Origin of the sequence: Mesorhizobium sp. B283B1A, assembly GCF_020165735.1 — a bacterium.
Taxonomy (GTDB): domain Bacteria; phylum Pseudomonadota; class Alphaproteobacteria; order Rhizobiales; family Rhizobiaceae; genus Mesorhizobium; species Mesorhizobium opportunistum.
In genome coordinates, this window is record NZ_JAIUIQ010000008.1 from 1 (window position 1) to 23,499 (window position 23,499).

Consider the following 23,499-nt stretch of genomic DNA (forward strand, 5'->3'; position numbering starts at 1 on the left):
CGGATGCAACGGCCTTAACGCCTGGACGGCTTGCGCTTTTTGGGCGCGTGTCCCTGCGTTAAGGCCTCCAGTTTTTTAGGTAGTCGTTCTCCATCCGCAGATGCCTCAGCTCAGCCAGCAGTTCTTCGCGGCTTTTGGCCTCGTCACTGGCTGCAACAGGCACTGCGGGGGCCGGCGGCTTTGACATGGGTCTTCCTCTGGGACGAGGGCCGAGCGCCTCTATCCCGCCCGCATGATAGCGCTTCTCCCAGCCCGCCAGGCAACCGGCATTGCGGATATTGAACAGCGCAGCCGTCTGGCGATACGACAGACCGTCCTCCCACATCCGCTCAAGCACCGACAGCTTGAACACCGCGTCGTAACGGCTGTACTTGCACGATAGCCCGGCATCGCCATGCGCCTGGTACAAAGCAACCCACTTGCGAACAGTCGCAGCGTCAACTCCATGCTTCGACGCCGCACTCGCGTAACTCTCATCCTCGCGTAAATAGCTATCGACAACCAAGCGCTTGAAACGCGCACCATGTCTGGACATGCAAAACCCCCGAAGGTTGTGTCCAACTTTCGGGGGTCAGTTCATCGTCCGGGCTTTTTTGTTATTCCGCGGCAGCAAGCTGTCGGCCCTGGCTGTACTCAGACCAAGCCTGTCTCAGGATCTGAACGGACGAGGTCAGGAATATCCCGGCCATCAGTGCGGCGACGACGAGATCCGGCCAGGCGGTGGATGTGCCCCAAACCCCTATGGCGGCAGCCATCACCACCACATTTCCGATGGTGTCGTTGCGCGAGCAAAGCCAGACCGAGCGGACATTCGCGTCGCCATCCTTGTAGGGACGCAGCAGCAGGACGGAGGCGAGGTTTGCCGCCAGCGCCATGAAGCCGATGACACCCATGACCTCAGCACTCGGAACGCCGAGGATCATGGTCTGGTAGGCCGTCGAGCCGAACACCCACAGCGCCATGACGAACAGCGACAGGCCCTTGAACAAGGCCGCCGTCGCGCGTGTCTGCAGGGTCGCGCCGATCACGGCGAGGCTGAGGCCGTAGGTGACGGTATCGGCGAGGAAGTCCAAGGCATCGGCCTTGAGGGCTTGCGATCCGGCCAGCTGCCCGGCAACCATCTCGGTGAGGAACATCGCGCCGTTGATCGCAATGACAGCCCAAAGCACGCGTTTGTAGCGAATATCCATGCCATCGAAGACGGCCACGCCGCCCGAGCAGCATGAGGCGTTCGCCGAGCCATCACCTGCCGCTTCCGCCTTGCCGATCCCGGCCGGCAGCACCAGAGGCGGCGGGCCTGCGCAGATCGTCGTTTCGTGAGCGCAGCAATCGTGGGCCATTGAAAATCTCCATGTTTCAAGCCACTCTAATTCCTCTAGCCACTAGAGGTTCAAGGGGTTTTATGGATTTCTCAATCGGCGAGCTTTCGCGGCGAACGGCGGTGAAGGTCCCCACCATCCGCTACTATGAGCAGATCGGCCTGCTGCCGGCGCCACCGCGCACCGACGGGCAGCAAAGACGCTACGCCAAGGGCGCCGTTTCGAGGCTGGCTTTCATCAAACACGCCCGCGAACTGGGCTTTGAGATCGACGCCATTCGGACGCTGCTGGCGCTTCAGGACAGACCAGAGCAGTCCTGTGCGTCAGCCGACGCCATAGCCAAGGCCCGGCTGGCGGAAGTCGAGAGCAGGATCGCCAGCCTCAACGCTCTGCGACTGGAGCTGTCACGCATGGTCGATGAGTGCGCCTGCGGCCGGGTGGCTGAATGCCGGGTCATCGAGACTTTGGCTGATCGGAGCCATGAACACGGCCCTTTGGCTCTGGGGTGAAGTGTCCAATCCGCGTGGGCTCTGCTCGGCGGCCAGCCAAATGTCAGCTGCAGCACGGCTTTCCCTCAATTGCCGGTGCAACATGAAACGCTGGCCTTCTGTTGCTCCTCGAGCCATCGGTCGCGCGGCTTGCAGCTCGCTGGTCGCGGTGACAAGTCGACACGCACGGTGCCCGCGACTATTTCGGGAAGAGCCGCGCTGTAGAGTTGCATGGGCCGCACGCCGTCGCTGACCTCGAAGGTCAGCTTGGCCGAATGGTCGAGCCCGACATGCTCGGTTACCTTGCGGATGATGGCCGAGAACCTGGCCGCCGGCATATGCGTGCGTTCGGCCTCATCCACATCAAGCAACTGCACAAAAATCTCCGACCAGGATTCGGGATTGGCGCCGCAATCGAGGGCGGCGAACTGGCCGGCCTTCACCTCGGTCACGTGATAGCCAGACCGCACCGCGTGTCCGTCATAGACAAACACCAGGGCTTTTTCCCCGTGGGCGGACAGGAACCCAAGCAAGCCCTCTATGGTGATGTCGGCCGAGCCTGGCGGCAGGACATGGTCGAATTCGGGGTTGTCGAATTCGGTGTTGTCAGGGCCGACCATCTGCGGTAATCCTTATTTTGATATTTTTAGGATTATTGAAATATGGATGAACGTCAAGCCCTTTCCGCATTCGGGGCGCTGTCGCAGGAAACGCGCCTGAGGCTCCTGCGGCGGCTGGTCATTGCGGGGCCCGACGGCATCGCCGCCGGTGTCCTGGCCGAGCAGATGGAGGTCTCGCCCTCCAACGTCAGCTTTCACCTGAAGGAACTTGAACGCGCCGGCCTGGTTGCCGCACGGCGAGATTCCAGATCGATCGTCTATAGTGCCGCGTATGACGCGCTGACCGGCCTTATCCGGTTTTTGATGGAGGATTGCTGCTCCGGCCGGCCGGAAATCTGTTCGCCGGCGCTCAACCCGACATGCTGCGTCCCGAACGATGGAAGCCGTGCCGATGCCTGAATACAGCGTGCCGCGCCGTGTCGCGGCCGAGGCGCTCGGTACTGCTTTCCTCGTCGCCACGGTGGTCGGCTCCGGCATCATGGCCGAGACGCTGACGCCGGACAAAGCTGTTGCGTTGCTCGGCAACACGCTGCCGACAGGCGCCATTCTTGTGGTCCTCATCACCATCCTGGCGCCCATCTCCGGAGCGCATTTCAATCCGGCGGTCACGCTGGTCTTCACAGTCCTGCGGCAGCTGCCGATGCGCTTGGCGGGCATGTACATCGTGGCCCAGACCCTCGGCGGCATTGCCGGCACGGTGACGGCGCACGCAATGTTCGGCCAGTCGTTCGTGCAGGCCTCAACGCATATACGCACCGGCGGCGCTCAATGGCTGTCTGAAGGTGTCGCGACCTTTGGCCTGGTCGCCGTCATCCTGGCGGGCGTGCGGTTCGAGCGGAAAGCCGTTCCCTGGCTGGTCGGTCTCTACATCACCGCCGCTTACTGGTTCACGGCATCGACGTCGTTCGCCAACCCCGCGGTTGCGGTGGCGCGTTCGCTGTCCAACACCTTTTCCGGCATTCGGCCTGCCGACCTTCCCGGATTCATCGTCGCCGAACTGGCCGGCGCACTCATAGCCGCCGGCACGATGAGCTGGCTGCTTTCGCCAGCCTCAACCGCCGCACACACCGAAAGGGCAGCGCCATGACTGTCACCATCTATCACAACCCGGCTTGCGGCACGTCACGCAACACGCTGGCTCTGATCGAAGCGAGCGGCGAAACGCCCGAAATCATCGAGTATCTGAAAAATCCGCCCTCGCGCTCTCGCCTTGTCGGCCTGCTCAAGGCCATGAACATGCCCGCGCGGGCGCTGCTGCGTGAGAAGGGCACGCCCTATGCCGAGTTGGGCCTGGCTGACGCAAAATGGAGCGAGGACGAGTTGATCGACCAGATGCTCGCCCATCCAATTCTTATAAACCGGCCGATTGTCGAGACCCTGCGCGGCACGCGGCTTTGCCGGCCGTCGGAGCTGGTGCTGGACTTGCTCGACCACCCCGTGGCCAGCTTCACCAAGGAGGATGGTGAAGCGGTGACCTATCCGGCCCGTTGATGAGCCGAGACCACCCGATGCCGGACCGTCGCGTCATCGTCACGACGCTCGGGCTCACGCAAATCATGGCGTGGGGCTCTTCCTACTACCTGCCGGCGGTCATTGGCCCTGCCGTGTCGGCTCGGACCGGCTGGCCGTTTCCCTGGGTGATCGGCAGCCTGTCGCTCGGGCTGCTTGTCGCGGGCCTGATATCGCCGCATGTCGGGGCGGCAATCGAACGCCATGGCGGCCGCGTGACACTTGCCTTCAGCGCTGTTTGCCTCGGCATCGGCCAAGCGGTACTTGCCGCGTCGCCGAACCTGCCCGTCTTCGTCGCCGGCTGGCTCATCATGGGTTTCGGTATGGGCACAGGCCTTTACGATGCGGCCTTCGGCACGCTCGGACGGCTGTATGGGCGCGGTGCCCGTTCGGCGATCATCAGCCTGACGCTGTTTGGCGGCTTCGCCAGCACGGTGTGCTGGCCGATTTCGGCTCTTCTGCTCGATGCGTTCGGCTGGCGCGGCGTGTGCCTGGTGTATGCGGCAATCCAGCTCCTGGTGGCGTTGCCCGCCTATCTGCTCGTGCTGCCGCGTGGCGTTCCCGCCGAACCCCCGCTCGCGGCGGCCACCCCGCCGGAAGCCGGCCTGGCGCCGCGCAGCCTGCCCCTGATGGCCACGCTGGCGGCAAGCATCACGCTGTCGGCGGTCATATCGTCGACATTGTCGGTGCATCTGCTGACCGTGCTGCAGTCGACTGGCCTTGCGCTCGCTGCCGCGGTTGGCCTTGGCGCGCTGGTTGGCCCTTCGCAGGTCGGTGCCCGGGCCGTAGAGATGGCCATCGCCCGCTATCATCATCCGATATGGACCAAACTGGCCTCGGTGGCATTTGTCGTCTTCGGCGTTGCTGCGCTGTGGACCGGACTGCCGATGCTGCCCGTCGCCCTTGCGCTTTACGGCGCCGGCATCGGCCTGGAATCCATCGCGCGTGGCACGTTGCCTCTGGCGCTGTTTGGCGCCCCCGGTTACGCGAAACTGATGGGTCGGCTTGCCATGCCAAGCTTGATTGCCCAGGCCGCCGCGCCATCGCTCGGCGCTCTCTTGCTGGAGCATGTCGGCGCGTCGGGCTTGCTATCGGTGCTGCTTGGGCTCGCCCTTGTCAATGTCCTATTGGTCGCCGCTCTGCTCGCTTTTAAACGCAACTCCTCGCGACCTGTCCGCACCATCGTACCATCTTAGTCCAGATCGGATATACGGGTTGCGTACCACTATTGCACGATAGCATACCTCCACCGGCCGCTTTTTTTTGCTGGTTGGCAACGTATGTTGCTCAGTACGTTCAATATTGAGTCCATGGACAGGGTGGGAATGAGTGGCTTTCGCATCCGCATCGATTGGTTATCATCGTTTCGGACTCGGGCCGCGATCCCGCGATCTGTCTCTATTGGATGGCGATCCACGCACTGTTCTTCTCAATGAGCTGGATGAGCCGGATATTGCCCTCCTTACTGGTGGGGGTCTCCTGTCCGCCGCCGAAATCATCACGCAACGACATCGCCAGGATCGCCTTCCGCGCGGCTATCTCGCGGCGGCGATCCGCCGCCTCACCTTCTTCGTGCCGATCGATCGCCGGGTGCTCGAAGCGGAAGTGCGGGCCCGGATAGACCGCGCCCTGATCGCCAGGACAGGGCTCGTCGAGCGGCTGGTGACATTCTGGATGAACCATTTCGTGGTCGAGACCAGTGCCAATGGCACTGTCCGGCGCACCGCGGCGGCATTCGAGCGGGAAGCCATCCGGCCTTTCGTGCTCGGGCGGTTCGAAGACATGCTTGTCGCTGTAACCCGGCACCCGGCAATGCTTTCCTACTTCAACAGCGCCAATTCGGTCGGACCGAATTCGGTGATCGGGCGCCGGTCCGGGCGCGGCTGCAATGAAAACCACGCGCGCGAGTTGCTGGAATTGCACACGATAGGGGTCGAGGCCGGGTATTCGCAGGCAGATGTCAGCGCGCTGTCGAAAGTGTTGACCGGCTGGAGTTACAGGGGCGCCAGCGAGGATGATGAACTCGCCGATGACTATGGCTGCTTTTGTTTCACCGCGGATGCACACGAGCCTGGCGGCCAGCAGGTCATGGATGTCGACTATCCGCAAACCGGCCTGAATCAGGGCGAGGCGGTTCTGTCCACCCTGGCGGGCCATGAAGCAACGGCAAGGCGGATCGCCTGGAAGCTCGTCCGTCACTTCATCAACGATGATCCCGCGCCCGACATTGCCGAAACGATCGCGGCAATCTTCCTGGAGAGTGCCGGGGATCTGAAAGCGTGCGTACGAATGCTGCTTCTCCACGACAAGGCGTGGGGCCCGGCGGTGAAGATCAAGAGCCCCAGCGAATTCCTGTGGTCGGCTCTCAGGGCACTGGATCTCCGCACCGATGTCGCGCAGGTCGCGCGCGTGTTGAGTGCGCTTGGGCAGCCATTGTGGAATCCGAACGCTCCCAATGGCTTTCCTGATCACGCCGATAGCTGGCTGGCGGGCAATGCGATGACCGATCGCCTCGATTTCGCCGAAGAGCTGGCGGCGCGCGCCCGTGTCGACCTGGATCCGCTGGCCCTGGTCGATGCGGTGCTGGGCACGGCCTGTTCCGCAACCACGCGGGAGCATATCGCGCACGCCCGAAGCAGGTCCCAGGCGCTGGCTTTGCTGCTCATGAGCCCGGAGTTTCAACGCAGATGACGGGGACGCCCCCTATGCCTGCCTCAAACGGCAGTTTCGTCGCCTGGTCGAGAATGCCACGCATGGCCCACGCGGCGCCGCGCGATCCACGGATGGTGGTCGTGATCCTGCGCGGAGCTTTGGACGGCCTGGCCGTTGCGCCACCCATCGGGGACCCGGATTACGCGCGGTTGCGGGGCGAGCTTGCGATTGGCGTGGCCGGCATCGGCCGCATCCTGTCATTGGACGGCTTTTTCGGCTTGCACGACGCGATGCGGACATTGCACGATCACTACGTGGCCGGCGACACCCTGATCGTCCATGCCGCTGCCACGCCCTACAGGGATCGATCCCATTTCGACGGCCAGGATGTCCTGGAAAGCGGCATGCCCGGACCGCGAGATACAGCATCCGGTTGGCTCAATCGTGCGGTGCTGGAACTTCCGGTCGGCGACCGGATCGAGGTTGCCCGGCCGGTCGGGCTGGCCGTCAGCCCCACTGTCCCGCTGATTTTCCGCGGTGCCGCACCCACATTGACATGGACGCCGCCAAATTTCCGGTCAGCCTCGCCGGACACGCAAGATCGCCTCATGGGGCTTTATGGCGAAATCGATCCGGCGCTCTTGCGTGCCTTTATCGAGGGCCGCGAGATAGACAGCCTGTCGGCTCATGGCGACGATCCGGTGCCGCGCACAAGAATGGCCGGGCCTTCCTTTCGCGAAGCTGCGGAGGGCGCGGCGAAATTGCTTGCGGCCGAGTCGGGCCCGCGCATTGCCGCACTTAGCTTCGACGGCTGGGACACGCACGCGAAAGAGGGCGCCAAGGACGGGAAGCTGGCAAGGCTGTTGGCGGCCCTGGACGGCGCTTTGGAGGGTTTGGTCAGCGGCCTGAAGTCCGTCTGGCACGATACCGTGATCGTGGTCATCACCGAATTCGGGCGTACGGCGCGGATCAACGGCAATGAGGGGACCGATCATGGTACCGCCACGACGGCCTTCCTGATGGGTGGCGCCGTCAACGGCGGACGGGTGGTGGCGGACTGGCCGGGACTTGGAACCTCGCAATTGTATCAAGGCCGGGACCTGATGCCGACCACCGATCTTCGGGCGGTGCTGAAGGGCCTTCTGCGCGACCATCTCGGCATCTCGGAACTCGCTCTGTCACAGCGTGTATTCCCGTCCAGCATCGCCGTCAGGCCTTTGAACGGGCTGATCGGGTAGCGCGCGCTGAACATCTGCGCCCGACGCCGTCTGTCGGCACCTCGTATCGCTGGCCTCGCCTCCCGGCCAGGCATCAAACAAACCGCTTCAAACCCGGCGCCCGCTTCGTTACGCTCAAGACCACGTCTCAATCCAGCAGGTCTCAATCCAGCATGTCTCAATCCAGCACCGCGATCTTCGGCGCCCGTCGCGACCAGGCCTTTCCAACGCTGGCCGAGGTGGACATCGACCGGATGCGCCGGTTCGGCGAGGCCGCCGCCTATGCCGCCGGCGAGCCCATCATCAAGGCCGGCGACGTGGCGCCAGGCCTGATCCTTGTGCTGTCGGGCAAGGTCGATATCACACAGGATGGCGGGCTCGGCCGGCGCGAGACCATCGTCACCCATGGACCCGGCAGCTTCGTCGGCGAACTGGCGCAGCTTTCGGCCCGCCCCTCGCTGGTCAATGCCGAGGCCGCCGAACCGGTCGAGGCGTTCGTCATCCCCTCGCAGCGTGTGCGCGACCTGATGGTGCAGGAGGCCAATCTCGGCGAGCGCATCATGCGGGCGCTGATCCTGCGCCGTGTCGGGCTGCTGGAAAGCGCCACCAGCGGGCCGATCATCATCGGACCATCAGACAACGTCGACGTGTTGCGGCTGCAGGGCTTCCTGGCCCGCAGCGGCCAGCCGCACCGCGTGCTCGATTCCGCCAGCGACCCCTGCGCCAAAACCCTGGTCGAGCGCTTCGACGTCGATCCCCACCATCTGCCGGTCGTGCTGTGTCCGAACGGCAGGCTGCTGATGAATCCGAGCGAGAAGGACCTTGCCCGCTGCATCGGCCTGCTCAGGCCGATCGATGCCGATACGCTGTATGACGTCGCCATCGTCGGCGCCGGGCCGGCTGGGCTGGCGGCCGCGGTCTATGCGGCGTCCGAAGGGCTGTCGACCATCGTGCTCGACTGCCGGGCGTTCGGCGGGCAGGCCGGCGCCTCCTCGCGCATCGAAAACTATCTCGGTTTCCCGACAGGCATTACCGGCATGGCGCTGATGGCGCGCGCCTACAACCAGGCGCAGAAATTCGGCGTCGAAATGGTGATCCCCGACGAGGCGAAGCTGTTGAGCGCCGCGACCGACAATTCAGGCGCGCGCTATTTCCTCGATGTCGGCGACGGCGAGATGGTGCGGACGCGCAGCGTGGTCATCGCCAGTGGCGCGCGCTATCGCCGCCTCGATGTCGCCAATTTGGGGCAGTTCGAGGGCACCTCCGTGCATTATTGGGCCTCGCCCATAGAAGGGCGGCTTTGCGCCGGCCAGGAGGTGGCGCTGGTCGGCGCCGGCAATTCGGCGGGCCAAGCGGCTGTCTACCTCGCCAGCCATGCGCGGAAAGTGGCGCTGCTGGCGCGTGGTGGCAGCCTCGAAGCCTCGATGTCGCGCTATCTGGTGGAGCGCATCAGGGCGCAGCCGAACGTCGAGGTGCTGACCGGGACCGAAATCGAGGCGCTGGAGGGCGAGGGCGGCAATCTTGCCACGGTGCGCTGGCGCAACCGGGTCAGCGGCGAGGAGACGACACGCCCGATCCGCCATCTCTTCCTGTTCATCGGCGCCGACCCCAACACCGACTGGCTCGCGCAGTGCAACGTGACGCTGGACGCCAAGGGGTTCATCCGCACCGGATCGGAGCTGGGACCGGCGCACGGCCTGATGGAGACCAGCCTCGGCGGCGTGTTTGCCATCGGCGACGTGCGCTGCGGCTCGGTCAAGCGCGTCGCAGCGGCCGTCGGCGAGGGTGCCCAGGTGGTCGCCGCATTGCATGCCTATCTTGCGCAAACGAAGAGTTGAGCCTCAACTGGCAGGGAGAGTGTGATGGCGGATGAATGCAAGCATGCGGCCGGGATCAAGGACGTGACGCCGAGCGCGCTTGGCTGCGAGGAGTGCCTGAAAAGCGGCTCGTGGTGGGTGCATCTGCGGCTCTGTCGCACCTGCGGCCATGTCGGCTGCTGCGACGACTCGCCCAACCGCCACGCGACAAAACATTTTCATGCCACCAGCCATCCGATCATCGAAGGCTACGATCCGCCGGAAGGCTGGGGCTGGTGCTATGTCGACGAGGTCTTTCTCGACCTCGGCGACCGCACGACGCCGCAGAACGGTCCCATCCCACGGTTCTATTGAAGGGCGCCGAGATCCAAAGAAAAGCCCGGGTCGTCCGCCAGCCCCTAACTAATATATGGAGCGGCTAGAATCCGTCGGCTCCACATTCTTTCCCGTTGGGATCTAATAGGCGTATGGACAAACCGGAAGCCTATCATTCGCTCACGGTGTGTGCCGGACTGTCAAAGCGATGGGAAAGCTGCCGCACAAATCGGTCATTGGCTCATACTGCGAATAGAATCGCATAACACCAAACGCATAGGAATTGCGCGCATCCAAATAAGAGAAAAACACGATATTTTGGAATTTTAGAATTCCACTCGGCAACAAGCGCCGGAGGGATGGATTTATTATCTAAATTTACGTGAGTTTGATTCCTATAACCAAGTCTTGCAAATTTCCCAAACCCTTTGTGTTTGCTCACAATTCTGACCTTCATATACAAGAAGGTGTGGACGCTGATCATGAATACCGCTGTAGAGATCATCGTCGCAAATTTCATGTGAAATAGATTACCTCCCCGAACCACACAGGACCCTTGGCCAGTCCCAGCCGCATGGCTGGCGTCGTCCCATCCCTGCCGCGCTTCTTTCCCCACCCATCTTCAAGTTCCGCAGCCTTCCCGAAGTTCGAGCACAACGGGTCTTGCAGAAATTGACGTTCACCCCGTTGAAGGGGCGGGGAAGGTGCAGTTTTTCGTCTGTTTCAGATTTTTCCAGCAAGAGAAAACCCCGCAAGCCGTTGTGACTTACGGCGTTCGCTAGGAACTTCAACCAGAAGTCCACATTTTGGTTAAGGGCTGGGGGTCGTCCGGGCCTTTATTGGTCGACGCATCGTGCCATCCGATACCCTGTTGTCAGCGAACTGACAGGTTGCCTGTTCCAGTGTTCATCGAATCACGATCATCACGGCCTTGTCCTTGGACGCTCTCTTGAAAGAGGGGCTCGTCCTCGAACAAAGCTTTGACATGGTCGCGGCTAGTTTAGAAACGTTCAAAACTGGAAGGCACGCATGAATCCTACCTATACGAGCGCGCAGAAGGCCATTCACTGGGCAGTGTTCCTGCTGGTCATCGGCCTTTATGGCCTGACATACGTCGAGGAGCTTTTTCCGCGCGGGGATCCGGGACGAGCGCTCGTCTGGTGGTTGCATATTTCGTTCGGTCTGCTGCTTTTCGCGCTGGTCGTCGTCCGAGTCGGCCTGCGCCTGACGCTTGGAACGCCCGGGTTGCCGACGGAAATGTCAGAGCTTGAGCGATGGGCGGCCAAGGTCGCGCATGTGTTGCTTTACGCGCTGCTGGTGGCCATTCCGATTCTTGGCATCCTGCTGACCTGGTACCGGGACGATGCCTTGAGCTTCTTCGGCCTCTTCACCATCCCGGCCCCGGTTTCGCCGGATCGCGACACGGCCCGGTTCCTCAGGGAGCTGCACAGCCTATCCGCCAATTCCATCCTCATCCTGGCCGGTGTGCATGCGGCGGCGGCGCTGTGGCACCATTATGTCCGCAAGGACGACGTGCTCAAGCGGATGTTGCCGGAAGCTGCGCCCTGACAGGCGCAAGCCATCTTCCTTCGACCAGTCCGATTGGCGTCACCGGTGCGGATGTCGGATTGTCGACGCTGTTCTGATTAACCTGGAAGGCCTTTCCTTCGACCTTCTTTTTCGTCAGGTCGTCGCCGTCTGCGGTGGCGGCGGGCGCTCGGATCATCATGTTCTCCAGGGGGATTGCTCTGGAGCACAATGGTCAACGCGACGCGGGGGTTCCGCTGAAGGCTCGACCACTGGTGCCGAGCACTGCCGGATGATCTATCGCACCGACCCGGTGATCGTCCGGTCGACATCGGGAACGGATTTGCGCTCGTTGCCGGCAAGGGCGGCGATGGCGAGCAGGCTGGCCACCACCGGAACGAACAGGATGGCGACGCGGGCCTGTACATAAAGAATGGCGCGCCATTCGCTGCGCTTGTCGGGGCTGTCGCTCATCATACTCACTTTGCCATGGACCCCCCGGGCGTCACATAGCCGCGAACGGTTAAACAACTCCTTCCGGCTTTGTTAACGAGTGGCGCGCGCAGCTTCAGTTCAGGCCGATGCGCCTGGCGCCTTGCCGGAACAGCGCCTCGGCATCCGGCTCGAAGCGGAAGGTGCCGATGAAATCGTCGGCGCGGTAATCGGGCATTGTCTTGCGGATGGCGGCGGCGAAACCGTGCGCCTCGTCGAGCCGACCGGCCAGCGCCAGGCAATGCGCGGCGATCGCCAGGATGATGGCATGGGCGTTGGGCCGTGCCGCCGCCTTCAGCGCCCATTCGGCCGCCTCCTCGAATTGGCCGAGCCGGACATGCGACATCGCCCGCGCGCCCAGCATGCCGAACAGCAGCGGGTCGAAGGGGCTGAGATGCCGCGAATGGTCGGACGAACTTATCGCCGCCTGCGGGTCGCCCGACTGGGAATGCACGAAGGACAGCGCGTAGTGGCCGAGCGCGAAATTCGGGCTGAGGTCGACCGCGCGTTCGAGTTCGGAGAGCGACCCGTCCTGCTCGCCGCGCAGCCACAGCGCCCGTCCCATCGCCCAGTGCGCGGCCGGATTGTGGTCGTCGACCAGCACGCTCTGGCCGGCGCTTTCGAAGGCCAGCGCGCTTTCGCGGTCGCGGTCGCCCCAGCGCTGGAAGGCGGCCTGCCAATGGGTGAAGGAGAGGCCGGCATGGGCGCGGGCAAAGGTCGGATCGAGTTCGACGGCCGTGGCAAAGAGGTTCCGCGCCTGCTCGTTTTCCGCCTGCGTGAAACGGTACATGTGCCAGAGGCCGCGATGATAGGCCTCCCAGGCATTGAGCGAATTGGGCGCCTTCAGCATGGCGCGGTTGCGCTCGACGGTTTCGATCTCGGCCGAGATCGACGAGACGATGCTGTCGCCGATATCGTCGAGCACGGCGAAGATGTCGTCGGGCCGGCGTTCGAAGGTCTCAGCCCAGACGATCCTGGCCGTGCGCACCTCGATAAGCTCGACGCTGACGATGAGGCGGCCGGCCGGGCTGCGCACCGTGCCGGTGGCGACGTAGTCGACATTCAGTTTTCTGCCGGCTTCGTCCGGCGCGATGTTCATCTGCGCCAGCGCGAACACCGATCCGCGCGCGATGACGAAGAAATCCCTGAGCTTGGCGAGACGGGTGATGATGTCGTGGGTGAAACCATCGGCAAGCCCGCCGCGCGTGCCGCCGGCTTCCTCGACAAACGGCATCACCGCCAGCGAAGCGTGGCTTGGTTCGACCGCGCCGGCATCGCCCGATGGCGCCAGCGGCTGCGACAGCGCGGACACCGGCGGCACCCGGAGCGAGACCGCCGGCGCCTGATCGCGGATCGTCCGCCAGGCGGCGCGAAGCGGTGCGAAATCCAGATCCTCCGACTGGAACAACTGTTGCGCCGTCGCCAGATGCCGCTCGGCCGCGCCAACCTCGCCGCGCCGGGCCATGCTGGCCAGCAGCGCGGCGTGCGCGCGCCCGTCGAACGGCGCCAGTTCCACCCATTTGTCGAGATGGCCGATCGCCTCGTCGCCATCCGCCGGCAATCTTTCGACAAGCTGCTCCAGCACCGCCGCATGGCAAGCGCCGAGGCGGCGCCGCTGCGCGATCAGCCAACTGTCGAAAAGCGGGCTGCGGTCGAGCTCCAGCCCATCGAGGAACGCGCCGGTGAAGAGCCCGGCCAGCGTTCGCAACGGCTCCAATTCAAGCGTTTCGATCCCCTGTGTCGCGGCGTGGCTCACCTCCAGCGCGTCGACAGGACAATCGTCGAGATCGAGTGCGACCGTGTCGCCCTGCGTCAGGACCCGGCGCCGGTCCGGCGTGTCGAGCACGCCGCGCAGCTTGCTGAGGCACCAGCGCAATTCGCCACGCGGGTCGTTCGGCACATCCCACAGCATTTCGCACAGGCGACCGCGCCCGACCGGATGGGGCGCCAGTGCCAGATAGGCAAGCAATGCGCGCACTTTGCGCGACGCCGGCAGCACCACCGGCACGTCATCGCGCACGACCGCCAGCGATCCGAGCGTGCGCACGGAGAGGATCGGCATGTCGCGATCCAGTCTCGATGGTGCGGATTCCACGGCTGTTTCCACGCCTGCTCCCACGCTGGCCTGTCGGCCCCTGCTGTATCATCAAACACGATACGGCATCCGGCAGCGCGTTTTCGCGCCGGCCGCGGCCATTGCCGCAGTGCCGTCCGATCAATCCTAGCGCGGCAAGGTCTCCAAACCTCGCCGCCCAAACCGTCGGTTTGTAACCGGCCTGTGAAGGCAGACACGACGACGAGACACAACGATCGAGGAGATCAGAGATGTTGAACAAACAAACGATCAGGACCACCGCCGGGCGCGGCCGCCTGTTCGACAGCATTCTGGATACCGTCGGCGACACGCCGGCGGTGCGCATCAACAATCTCGGACCGGCTCATGCGACCATCTACGTCAAGGCCGAGTTCTTCAACCCGGGCGCCTCGGTGAAGGACCGCCTGGCGCTCAACATCATCGAGGAAGGCGAGCGCAGCGGTACACTGAAGCCCGGCCAGACTGTGGTCGAGGCGACAAGCGGCAACACCGGCATCGGGCTCGCCATGGTCTGTGCGCAGAAAGGCTACCCGCTGGTCGTCACCATGGCCGATAGCTTTTCCGTCGAGCGCCGCAAGCTGATGCGCATGCTGGGCGCCAAGGTGGTGCTGACGCCGCGCGCCGAAAAGGGCTTCGGCATGTACAAGAAGGCGGTGGAACTGGCCGAGGCCAATGGCTGGTTCCTCGCCCGCCAGTTCGAGACGGCGGCCAACGCCGCCATCCACGAGGCGACCACCGCGCGCGAGATCATCAACGATTTCGCCGGCTCGCGGCTCGACTGCTTCGTCACCGGCTATGGCACCGGCGGCACCGTCGTCGGCGTGGGGCGCGTCCTGCGCCGCGAGCGGCCGGACACCCGCATCGTGCTCGCCGAACCGGCCAACGCGCAGCTCATAGGCAGCGGCAAGGCGCAGCAGCGCGGCGCCGATGGCGCGCCCGCGGCCAGCCATCCGGCCTTCGAGCCGCATCCGGTGCAAGGCTGGACGCCGGACTTCATCCCCAATGTCCTGCAGGAGGCGATCGACACCAGCCTCTATGACGAGGTGATGCCGATCGCCGGGCCCGAGGGCATCAAATGGGCCAAGGCGCTGGCACGCCAGGAAGGCATCTTCACCGGCATTTCCGGCGGCGCCACCTTCGCCGTGGCGCGTCAGGTCGCGGAGAATGCGGCGGCCGGCGCGGTGATCCTGTGCATGCTGCCCGACACCGGCGAACGCTACATGTCGACGCCGCTCTTCGACGGCATCGAGGCCGAGATGGACGCCGACGAGACGGCGCTGTCGCGTTCGACGCCGGGCTGCCAATTCCCCGTGGCTTGACGGGAGGAGGCTGTCATGGACGTCGCGCCGGAAACCCTCGGCATGGTGACCGAGGAAACGCTTGACCCCTTGGACTGGGCCGAAGTCCAGGCCCTGTCGCATCGGGTCATCGACGAGGCAGTCGACTATCTGCGCGACGTGCGCGGCCGCCCGGTCTGGCGGGAGATGCCGGCTGATGTGAGAGAGGCTTTCACGGCACCCCTGCCGCGATCGCCGGCGCCGCTGGACGCGGTCTATGGCGAGGTCTCCCGCACGGTGATGTCCTATCCGATGGGCAACGTCCATCCGCGCTTCTGGGCCTGGTACATGGGGTCGAGCAATTTTACCGGCGCGCTTGGCGATTTCCTGGCGGCGATCCAGGGCTCCAACCTCGGCGGCGGCAACCACGCCGCCGGGCTGACGGACAACCAGGTGGTCAGCTGGTGCAAGGAGATGCTGGGCTTCCCGGCTTCCGCCTCCGGCACGCTGGTCAGCGGCGGCTCGATGGCCAACATCATCGGGCTGACGGTGGCGCGCAACACCAAGGCCGGCATCGACGTGCGCGAACACGGCGTCGCCGCCATTGAAAAACCGCTGCGCTTCTATGGCTCCGACCAGATCCATTCCTGCCACCGCAAGGCGATGGAAGCGCTCGGCCTCGGCAATCGCGCGCTGCGACGCATCCCGTCCGACGCCGGGCTGCGCATCGACATATCGGCCTTGCGGGCAGCGATATCGGAAGACCGTGCGGCCGGCTTCAAACCGGCCTGCCTCATCGGCAATGCCGGCACGGTGAACACCGGCGCGATCGATGATCTGCGGGCACTCGCCAAACTCGCGCATGAGGAAGACCTCTGGTTCCATGTCGATGGCTGCATCGGCGCGCTGATTGCGATTGCTCCGGACAATGCGCATCGCGTTGCCGGCATCGAATGGGCGGATTCGATCGCGCTCGACCCGCACAAATGGCTGCATGCGCCATTCGAGGCCGGCTGTGCCCTGGTCAGGGATGCCATCGCGCATCGCCGCACTTTCGCGGTCACGCCGGAATATCTGGAATCGACGCCGCGCGGCCTTGCCTCCGGCGACTGGCTGCACGATTACGGCCTGCAGACCTCGCGCGGCTTTCGCGCGCTGAAAGTGTGGATGGCGCTGAAACAGCACGGCATCGACAAGTTCGGCCGCCTGATCGACCAGAACATCGCGCAAGCCGGATATCTCGCCGGGCTGATCGAGGCCGAGCCGTCGCTGCAACTGGCCATGCCGCCCACCATCAACATCGTCTGCTTCCGTTATCAGCCCGGCGTCAGCGGCGAGGCGCTGAAGGCGCTCAACACCGAGATCATGCTGCGGCTGCAGGAGCAGGGCATTGCCACCCTCTCCGACACCACCGTGCATGGCGAGCATTGGCTGCGCGTGGCAATTGCCAACCATCGCACAAGGCGCGGCGACCTCGACCTTCTGGTGCGGGAAACGATACGGCTGGGACGGGAGATCGCGGGTTCAGCGTCTTCCTAGCGACCACGTCTTCCTGGTGATCGAGTCTTCCTAGTTCCCGGCAGGCATGCGATTCTGCCGCGATGATTCGGGGAGGTCCGGCGGTGACGCTGTTTCGCATGGCAGCATTTGCGGCATTGGTCTTCGCCACTTCGGCGCAGGCCGCCGACATGGCCTTCTTCGTCAAGAACCTGCGCAAGGAAGCGGTTGCGGTCGAGCTGTTCAGCCGCGACCGCGAGACGGTCTGGCCGGGCAACGACAAGGTGTTCCTGATCGATCCGGGCTCCCAGAAATCGGTGCCGCTCACCTGCAATCAGGGTGAGCACATCTGCTACGGCGCCTGGGTCGACGGCAATGATCAGATCTCCGCCGGCGTCGGGCCTGATAACGACCAACCTTGCGATACCTGCTGCTTCATCTGCGTGGAACACTCGACCGAAACGATCGATCTGGTGCCGTGATCGGCGCCTCCGACCCTGCACGGGCGATCGCGCAGGCGCATCAATCCGGAAGGCCGGCCTTGCGGAAGCCGTCGACGAAATGCTCGAGCATCGCGTCGTCGCGGAAAGGCTCGGTCCAGACCCAGTGGCTGGTTGTGAAATGCGGGTTGCTGACGAGGAACAGTTCGACCTCCGCGCGCGCGTCGTCGAGCCGGCCCAGTTGGGCCAGGCTTGCCGCCAGGAAACGGCGTGAACTCGTGCGATAGGTCTCGTCCCGGCGCAGGGTCTCGACGGCCGCCTCATAGTCGCGCGCCGCATATTGCGCCTGGCCGAGGGTGAGATAGTACCAGCTTGCCGGGAACGGATTGAGCCGGAACGCCTTGCGGATTTGCTCCATGCCCTCCTCGACCCGTCCGGCGAGCACCGCGATGTCCGACAATGTCGCCCAGGCGTCGGCCTCGTTCGGGTCGAGTTCGAATGCCTTGGCGAACTCCGCCTCCGACTCGGCGAAACTGCGCTCGTAGGCAAGCAAATTGCCGAGCACCCAGCGGCAGCCGGCATCATTTGGGTCGATCGCCACGGCCTTGCGCGCCAGCTCCAGGGCGACGCGGCGGTTGGGCTCGACGGGTTCGCCCCAATGCACCCACCCCATCCAGTGGTTCATGGCCAGCCAGCGGTAGGCTTCGGCATAGTCCGGATCGAGCGCAATCGCGCGCGTCAGCATCAGATGCGCTTCCCGCGCCGTCTGCGGCGTATCGTCGATCAGTTTGCGCGCCCGCACGCAGAGATCGTAGGCCTCGAGATTGCTGGGCCGGTTGCGCGGCGGCGGCGCGCGCAGCCGGCCGAGCAGCGCCTCGACGATCTTGGCGATCACCTCGTCCTGGACGGCAAAGATATCGTCCAACCGGCGATCGAAGCGTTCCGCCCACAGGTGTTCGCCGCTCATCGCGTCGACCAGCTGGGCGTTGATGCGCACGCGTTCCGCGGCGCGCCGTGCGCTGCCTTCCAGCAAATAGCGCACGCCAAGCTCCCTGGCGATCTCGCGCACGTCCATCGCCTTTCCCTTGTAGGCAAAGGTCGAGTTGCGCGCGATGACGAACAGGCCGGAGGCCCGCGACAGGTCGGTGATCAGGTCTTCGGTCAACCCGTCCGCGAAGGCTTCCTGCCCGGGATCTTTGCTGAGATTGACGAAGGGCAGGACGGCGATCGATGGTCTGTCGGGCAGCGGCAAGGTTTTTCGCTTCGCGCCGGCAAGCTGTTCGATGGTCCCGGTAAAGCGGTAGCCGACGCGCGGAACCGTGGTGATCCATTCACCGCCATCGATGGCCGGACCAAGCAGCTTGCGCAACTGCGCGATCTGGACGGTGAGGTTGCCTTCCTCGACGGCCGTGCCCGGCCACGCCGCATCCATCAACGCCGCCTTGGCCAGGATTTCCCCCGGCCGTTCGACAAACGCGGCAAGCAGCTTCAGCCCGCGGTAGCCGACGGCAACGGGCTCGTCGTTCCGAAGCAGCGTCCCTGCGTCCGGATCAAGCACGAACGGACCGAAGGCAAAGCGCGATCCCTGCATGGAGCGCATCTATAGAGCAATTCCGCGAAAAGTACGAAGCGCTTTTCCGGGCGGAAGCGGGGTACGTTTTCCCAGCGGGAATTGCATTGAAAACAAATAGTTAGAGCCGGTTTGGAACTTTTGAGAACTATTTGGGAGGCTTTAATTACGGCGTCGTCCGTATCCGGCAGAATTCAACCTCATTCATTCAGGTCGAGGGTCTCCCAACCCTTGGAACCCCAACCCTTGGAACCCATGGAGGTTGTCATGAACAATACCCTTGCATCGGTCCGGCATCAGGCAGCGCGGCCTGCTGGGCGGACGTCGCGTCGGCATTACAGCCTGGCGGCCTTGCGCGGCGCGATCGCGGCCTGGCGGAACCGAGCCCGCTTTCGCTGGGAGCTCAAGCAGATGTCGCTGGCCAATCCGCATTTGATCGACGACATCGGCCTGACGAAACGGCAGGCCGAGGCGGAGATCGCCAAGCTGCCCTTCTGGCAACGATGACAGCCGAAAGCATGAGGGAACCTTGAGGTCCGGGGTCGGATTATTGAAGGGCGGGGTCGGATTATTGAAGCAGATTATTGGAGGGCGGGGTCGGATTATTGAAGCAATTGTCGCCATCGTCCCTTTAGCGATCGCCCGCATCATGCCATGATCCCGGGGTCGGCCGTGGGGCCGATTCTTCATCGGGGGTTTTCATGTCTTTCACTTTCGCGCGCCGGTTCGCCGCCGCGTTTTTGCTTGCCGTCCTTGTCGCACCAGCCGCCCATGCCGGCGACGTCACCTTTGCCATCAAGAACAGCCATCCCAACGCCATGCGCGTCGAGCTCTACAGCCAGGACCGCGATTATATCTGGCCCGGCGGTGGCAAGGACTTTTATCTCGACGATGGCGAGACCAAGCAGCTGCCGATCTCCTGCAACGAGGGCGAATCGATCTGCTACGGCGCCTGGGTCGATGGCGACGAGGAGACCTACTGGGGCGTTGGCCCCGGCAACAAGGAAAAATGCGAGGATTGCTGCTACACCTGCAGCGGCGGCGAGACCGAGGAAATCAATCTGGTCCCCTGACCGGCTTGCCAGCTTGACGTTTTTCCCGCCGACGCCCTAGCCTGCGTCGAGACGATCACCCAGAGCGCGCCGTACAGCTCCCTTTTGAGATGCGGCGTGCTCCAGGCAACAGGAGCACGGCAATGGCGGGCACGGTCGAGGGCGAGAAGATCGACGTCGGGTTCTCCGGCAAGCGCTGCATCCACTCACGCAACTGCGTGCTCGGCGATCCGCATGTCTTCGTGCCCAACGCGCCCGGCCAATGGATCCATCCCGAGGCGGCAAGCGTCGAGAAGATCGTCGCCATCGCCGAAAGCTGTCCGTCCGGCGCCATCACCTACACCAGGAAGGATGGCGGGCCGCAGGAACAACCGCCGGTGGTCAACACCGTGCGGCTGCGCGAAAACGGCCCGCTCGCCGTTCACGCCGAGATCGTGCTCGCCGGCGAGACCTTCCACCGCGCCACGCTCTGCCGTTGCGGCGCTTCGCAAAACAAGCCGTTCTGCGACGGCAGCCACACCAAGGCCGGGTTCACCGCCACCGGCGAACCGGCGCTGAAGGACACGCCGGCGCTCGACGCGAGGAATGGCCCGCTGACGGTGACCCCGACGACGAACGGCCCGCTCAAGCTCGAGGGCAATATCGAGATCGTCACCGGCACCGGTCATACCGTCGACCGCACGCAACGCACCTTCCTCTGCCGCTGCGGCCATTCCGCCAACAAGCCGTTTTGTGATGGGTCGCATAAGAGGGTTGGGTTTGTGGGGTAGGTTGGCGCTACCGCCAACGCCAACGCTGCCAATCTCCCCCCTCGTGGGGGAGATGTCCGGCAGGACAGAGGGGGGCGCCGTAGGGCACTAACTTCAACAGCCACCGAGCATCGCAATGCCTCATACGCCATTGCCGCCAAGGCACCGCGCAAACGCCAGATCGATGCGCAAGGTCATGACATCAGCCGAATTAAAGCTCTGGAACGAGCTTCGCGCGCACCGTCTGATGGGGCTTGGCTTCCGCCGACAATTTCCGGTCGCTGGTTACATTGTCGACTTCGCTTGTCCGGACAAGAAACTCGTCGTCGAAGTCGACGGCTCGCAGCATGCGGAAGCCGGCGCGGTCGCCATCGACGAAACAAGGACATTGCGCTTGGAGCAAGACGGCTGGACTGTCTTGCGCTTCTGGAACGACGACATCATCCGCGACATCGACAATGTCTGCCAGCATATTGTGATTGCGGCTGGGCTCGATGGAACGTCTTGAATGGATCGGCGGGAGGAACTGTAATCGTGGTAGGCCGGCGGGACAGCGCCCCCCTCTGTCCTGCCGGACATCTCCCCCACGAGGGGGGAGATCGAACTCCTCCCTTGGCCCAGCGCTCGCGGCTTTATCGGTCGGCCCGTATCGGCTAAGGGCTGAGGCAGAAAATTCGCCATCGGACCGCCAATGACCGTCAAGACCAAGCCAAGACCGCTGTTCCTCGGGATCGATACCGGCGGCACTTATACCGATGCCGTGCTGTGGTCCGAGACCGAAGGCCCACAGCAGGAGCCGAACAAGGGCAAGGTGCTGGCCAAGGCCAAGGCGCTGACCACGAGGCACGACCTTGCCGTCGGCATTTCCGGCGCTGTCGATGCGGTGCTGGACAAGGCCGGGACCGATCCGGCTGCGATCAAACTGGTCTCGATGTCGACGACGCTCGCCACCAACGCGCTGGTCGAGGGCCAGGGCGGCCGTGTCGCGCTGGTCATGATCGGCTTTTCCGAGGCAGATCTCGCCCGCGACGGGCTGAAGGCAGCACTCGGCACCGATCCGGTGGTGTTTTGTCCGGGCGGCCACGATGTCCACGGCAATGCCGCCAAGCTCGATCTGTCCGGGCTTGAGGCCGCCTTGCCGGAACTCGGAGCCTCGGTGTCCGGCTTTGCCGTCTGCGCCTATTTCGCCACGCGCAATCCGGCTCATGAGGTCGCCGCCCGCGAGCTGATCCGGGAAAAAACCGGCCTGCCGGTCACATCGAGCCACGAACTGTCGGCCAAGCTCGGCGGCCCGCGCCGGGCGCTGACCACCTTGCTCAATGCCAGGCTTATCTCCATGATCGACCGGCTGGTGGCGGCAACCGAGGGCTTTCTCGCGGAGCGCAACATCGCCGCCCCCTTGATGGTGGTGCGCGGCGACGGCGCGCTGGTCTCGGCGGCGTTCGCCCGCCAGCGGCCGATCGAGACGATCCTCTCCGGCCCTGCCGCCAGCCTGGTCGGCGCCCGCCACATGACCGGGCTCGACAACGCCGTGGTCTCCGACATCGGCGGCACCACGACCGACGTTGCCGTGCTCGATGGAGGTCGTCCACGCCTCGATCCGGAAGGCGCCACCGTCGGCGGCTTCCGCACCATGGTCGAGGCCGTCGCCATGCGCACCTTCGGCCTTGGCGGCGATTCCGAAGTGGCGCTGGAGGATGGCGCGCTCAACCCGAGGGTCCTGCTTGGGCCGCGCCGCCTGGTGCCGCTGGCACTGGCTGGCATGGCGCATGGTGACGCCGTGAGATCGGAACTCGAGCGCCAGCTGCGGGCACCCAATACCGGCCGCATGGATGGCCGCTTCGCGGTGCGCACCGGCGTGCCGGACTGGCTCGCCGCCGGACTGACCGCTCCGGAGGCGCGGCTCTACGAGGCGATCGGCGCGACCCCGCTTGCTCTTGACAGGCTGCTGACGTCGAATGCCCAGAATGCCACCTTGAACCGGCTGGTCTCGCGCGGGCTGGTGCACATTTGCGGCTTCACCCCCTCGGACGCGGCGCATGTGCAGGGCAAGCAGTCAAACTGGGATGCCGCCACCGCCCGCCTCGGCGCCGAGCTGTTTGCCCGCAAGCGCGACGGCCGTGGCCAACCAATCGCCGCGTCGCCCGAGGTGATCTCGGAGCGGGTGCTGGTGACGCTGACGCGCTGGTCGGCCGAATACATTCTCGAAACCGCCTTTGCCGAGGACGGGCTCGACGGCGCGGCCACGGTCGCGCACGCGCTGGTGCAACGCGCCGTCGACGCGCATCCCGGCATCGCCCGCCTCAGCGTCGCACTCGACCGACCCGTCATCGGCCTCGGCGCTTCGGCGCCGCTGCATTATGCCGGCCTGGCGCCCCTGGTCGGCAATGAGTGCGTTGTGCCCGATGATACCGATGTCGCCAACGCGCTCGGCGCCGTCGTCGGCCAGGTCAGGGTCTCGGCCGAGGCGCGGGTCAGCCAGCCCAAGGAGGGGCTGTTCCGCCTTGCCTCGGGCGAAACCGTGCGCGATTTCCTCGACGAGGCGGCGGCGCTCGCGGCCGCCGAGGCCGATGTCCGCGCCATCGTCGCCCAGCGCGCCAGGGATGCCGGCACCGACAGCGCCGAGATCGACGTGGCGACCGAGTTCCGGGTTTCCACAGTCGAAGCCCAGCGCATGTTCATCGAGGCGCATGTGGTCGCGGTGGCCTCGGGACGGCCAAGGATCGCGGTGTGAAGAATAAGAGCGATCTCCCCCCTCGTGGGGGAGATGGCCGGCAGGCCAGAGGGGGGCGCTGTCCCGCTGACCTATCCGTTCTGCCTTGCTTCGACATCCAATCGTAGTGATGTTCCGACGGCAGAAGGG

The 23,499-nt window shown here is 64.4% G+C and carries 23 protein-coding genes and 1 pseudogene; 18 read left to right on the plus strand and 6 right to left on the minus strand.

The features are described from left to right. Nucleotides 1–58 precede the first annotated feature (58 nt). Entirely contained in the window at nucleotides 59–535 is a 477-nt protein-coding gene (locus LB577_RS08490) for a transposase (protein ID WP_224686352.1), read from the minus strand. A gap of 61 nt (nucleotides 536–596) precedes the next feature. Then, a complete protein-coding gene (locus LB577_RS08495; protein ID WP_224686353.1) occupies nucleotides 597–1,340 on the minus strand; it encodes a cation transporter in 744 nt (247 codons plus the stop codon). A 62-nt stretch (nucleotides 1,341–1,402) separates the two neighbouring features. Here LB577_RS08495 and LB577_RS08500 point away from each other — a divergent pair, with 62 nt between their 5' ends. Beyond that, a complete protein-coding gene (locus LB577_RS08500; protein WP_224686354.1) occupies nucleotides 1,403–1,828 on the plus strand; it encodes a MerR family transcriptional regulator in 426 nt (141 codons plus the stop codon). A 43-nt stretch (nucleotides 1,829–1,871) separates the two neighbouring features. Here the strand turns inward: LB577_RS08500 and LB577_RS08505 are convergent. Further along, nucleotides 1,872–2,427 (minus strand): annotated as a pseudogene (locus tag LB577_RS08505) (DUF6428 family protein). Between the two features lie 42 nt (nucleotides 2,428–2,469). Here LB577_RS08505 and LB577_RS08510 point away from each other — a divergent pair. From LB577_RS08510 to LB577_RS08550, 9 genes are all read left to right on the plus strand, one after another. Then, on the plus strand, nucleotides 2,470–2,826 hold the full coding sequence (locus LB577_RS08510) for an ArsR/SmtB family transcription factor (protein ID WP_023765328.1): 357 nt from the start codon (nucleotides 2,470–2,472) through the stop codon (nucleotides 2,824–2,826). Beyond that, a complete protein-coding gene (locus LB577_RS08515; RefSeq protein ID WP_224686356.1) occupies nucleotides 2,819–3,514 on the plus strand; it encodes an aquaporin in 696 nt (231 codons plus the stop codon). Before LB577_RS08510 ends, LB577_RS08515 begins: the two co-directional genes overlap by 8 nt. Then, nucleotides 3,511–3,918 (plus strand): arsenate reductase (glutaredoxin), encoded by a 408-nt coding sequence (arsC, locus tag LB577_RS08520; RefSeq protein ID WP_224686357.1) that lies wholly within the window; start codon nucleotides 3,511–3,513, stop codon nucleotides 3,916–3,918. Before LB577_RS08515 ends, arsC begins: the two co-directional genes overlap by 4 nt. Further along, a complete protein-coding gene (locus LB577_RS08525) occupies nucleotides 3,918–5,132 on the plus strand; it encodes an MFS transporter (protein ID WP_411969225.1) in 1,215 nt (404 codons plus the stop codon). Before arsC ends, LB577_RS08525 begins: the two co-directional genes overlap by 1 nt. Before the next feature lie 133 nt (nucleotides 5,133–5,265). Continuing rightward, nucleotides 5,266–6,627 (plus strand): DUF1800 family protein, encoded by a 1,362-nt coding sequence (locus LB577_RS08530; protein ID WP_224686359.1) that lies wholly within the window; start codon nucleotides 5,266–5,268, stop codon nucleotides 6,625–6,627. 14 nt (nucleotides 6,628–6,641) lie between these two features. Beyond that, a complete protein-coding gene (locus tag LB577_RS08535) occupies nucleotides 6,642–7,826 on the plus strand; it encodes a DUF1501 domain-containing protein (protein WP_224686360.1) in 1,185 nt (394 codons plus the stop codon). 152 nt (nucleotides 7,827–7,978) lie between these two features. Further along, a complete protein-coding gene (locus LB577_RS08540) occupies nucleotides 7,979–9,643 on the plus strand; it encodes an FAD-dependent oxidoreductase (RefSeq protein WP_224686361.1) in 1,665 nt (554 codons plus the stop codon). 24 nt (nucleotides 9,644–9,667) lie between these two features. Beyond that, nucleotides 9,668–9,976: a UBP-type zinc finger domain-containing protein gene (locus LB577_RS08545; protein ID WP_023777710.1), complete on the plus strand. Its 309-nt coding sequence runs from the start codon at nucleotides 9,668–9,670 to the stop codon at nucleotides 9,974–9,976. Nucleotides 9,977–10,966: 990 nt separating this feature from the next. Continuing rightward, a complete protein-coding gene (locus tag LB577_RS08550) occupies nucleotides 10,967–11,506 on the plus strand; it encodes a cytochrome b (RefSeq protein WP_224686362.1) in 540 nt (179 codons plus the stop codon). 255 nt (nucleotides 11,507–11,761) lie between these two features. Here the strand turns inward: LB577_RS08550 and LB577_RS08555 are convergent, their stop codons facing one another. Further along, the gene (locus tag LB577_RS08555; protein WP_224686363.1) at nucleotides 11,762–11,938 is read right to left on the minus strand and encodes a hypothetical protein; all 177 of its coding nucleotides are present in this window, start codon (nucleotides 11,936–11,938) and stop codon (nucleotides 11,762–11,764) included. A gap of 94 nt (nucleotides 11,939–12,032) precedes the next feature. Further along, nucleotides 12,033–14,018, minus strand: coding sequence for a BTAD domain-containing putative transcriptional regulator (locus LB577_RS08560; protein ID WP_224686492.1), 1,986 nt, complete (start codon nucleotides 14,016–14,018; stop codon nucleotides 12,033–12,035). 263 nt (nucleotides 14,019–14,281) lie between these two features. Here LB577_RS08560 and LB577_RS08565 point away from each other — a divergent pair, with 263 nt between their 5' ends. From LB577_RS08565 to LB577_RS08575, 3 genes are all read left to right on the plus strand, one after another. Further along, nucleotides 14,282–15,370, plus strand: coding sequence for a PLP-dependent cysteine synthase family protein (locus tag LB577_RS08565; RefSeq protein ID WP_224686364.1), 1,089 nt, complete (start codon nucleotides 14,282–14,284; stop codon nucleotides 15,368–15,370). Nucleotides 15,371–15,385: 15 nt separating this feature from the next. Further along, a complete protein-coding gene (locus tag LB577_RS08570) occupies nucleotides 15,386–16,867 on the plus strand; it encodes a pyridoxal phosphate-dependent decarboxylase family protein (RefSeq protein WP_224686365.1) in 1,482 nt (493 codons plus the stop codon). A gap of 83 nt (nucleotides 16,868–16,950) precedes the next feature. Next, the gene (locus tag LB577_RS08575) at nucleotides 16,951–17,307 is read left to right on the plus strand and encodes a hypothetical protein (RefSeq protein WP_224686366.1); all 357 of its coding nucleotides are present in this window, start codon (nucleotides 16,951–16,953) and stop codon (nucleotides 17,305–17,307) included. Between the two features lie 40 nt (nucleotides 17,308–17,347). Here the strand turns inward: LB577_RS08575 and LB577_RS08580 are convergent, their stop codons facing one another. Next, complete coding sequence (locus tag LB577_RS08580) at nucleotides 17,348–18,865, minus strand: winged helix-turn-helix domain-containing tetratricopeptide repeat protein (RefSeq protein WP_224686367.1); 1,518 nt, start codon at nucleotides 18,863–18,865, stop codon at nucleotides 17,348–17,350. A 237-nt stretch (nucleotides 18,866–19,102) separates the two neighbouring features. Here LB577_RS08580 and LB577_RS08585 point away from each other — a divergent pair, with 237 nt between their 5' ends. From LB577_RS08585 to LB577_RS08605, 5 genes are all read left to right on the plus strand, one after another. Then, nucleotides 19,103–19,342 carry a DUF1127 domain-containing protein gene (locus tag LB577_RS08585; RefSeq protein ID WP_224686368.1) on the plus strand — a complete coding sequence of 80 codons (240 nt, stop codon included), beginning with the start codon at nucleotides 19,103–19,105 and terminating at the stop codon, nucleotides 19,340–19,342. Nucleotides 19,343–19,536: 194 nt separating this feature from the next. After that, nucleotides 19,537–19,908, plus strand: coding sequence for a hypothetical protein (locus LB577_RS08590; protein WP_224686369.1), 372 nt, complete (start codon nucleotides 19,537–19,539; stop codon nucleotides 19,906–19,908). Between the two features lie 122 nt (nucleotides 19,909–20,030). After that, nucleotides 20,031–20,657 carry a CDGSH iron-sulfur domain-containing protein gene (locus tag LB577_RS08595; RefSeq protein WP_224686370.1) on the plus strand — a complete coding sequence of 209 codons (627 nt, stop codon included), beginning with the start codon at nucleotides 20,031–20,033 and terminating at the stop codon, nucleotides 20,655–20,657. Between the two features lie 115 nt (nucleotides 20,658–20,772). After that, the gene (locus LB577_RS08600) at nucleotides 20,773–21,144 is read left to right on the plus strand and encodes an endonuclease domain-containing protein (protein WP_023765347.1); all 372 of its coding nucleotides are present in this window, start codon (nucleotides 20,773–20,775) and stop codon (nucleotides 21,142–21,144) included. 183 nt (nucleotides 21,145–21,327) lie between these two features. Then, nucleotides 21,328–23,370, plus strand: coding sequence for a hydantoinase/oxoprolinase family protein (locus LB577_RS08605; protein ID WP_224686371.1), 2,043 nt, complete (start codon nucleotides 21,328–21,330; stop codon nucleotides 23,368–23,370). Nucleotides 23,371–23,499 lie beyond the last annotated feature (129 nt).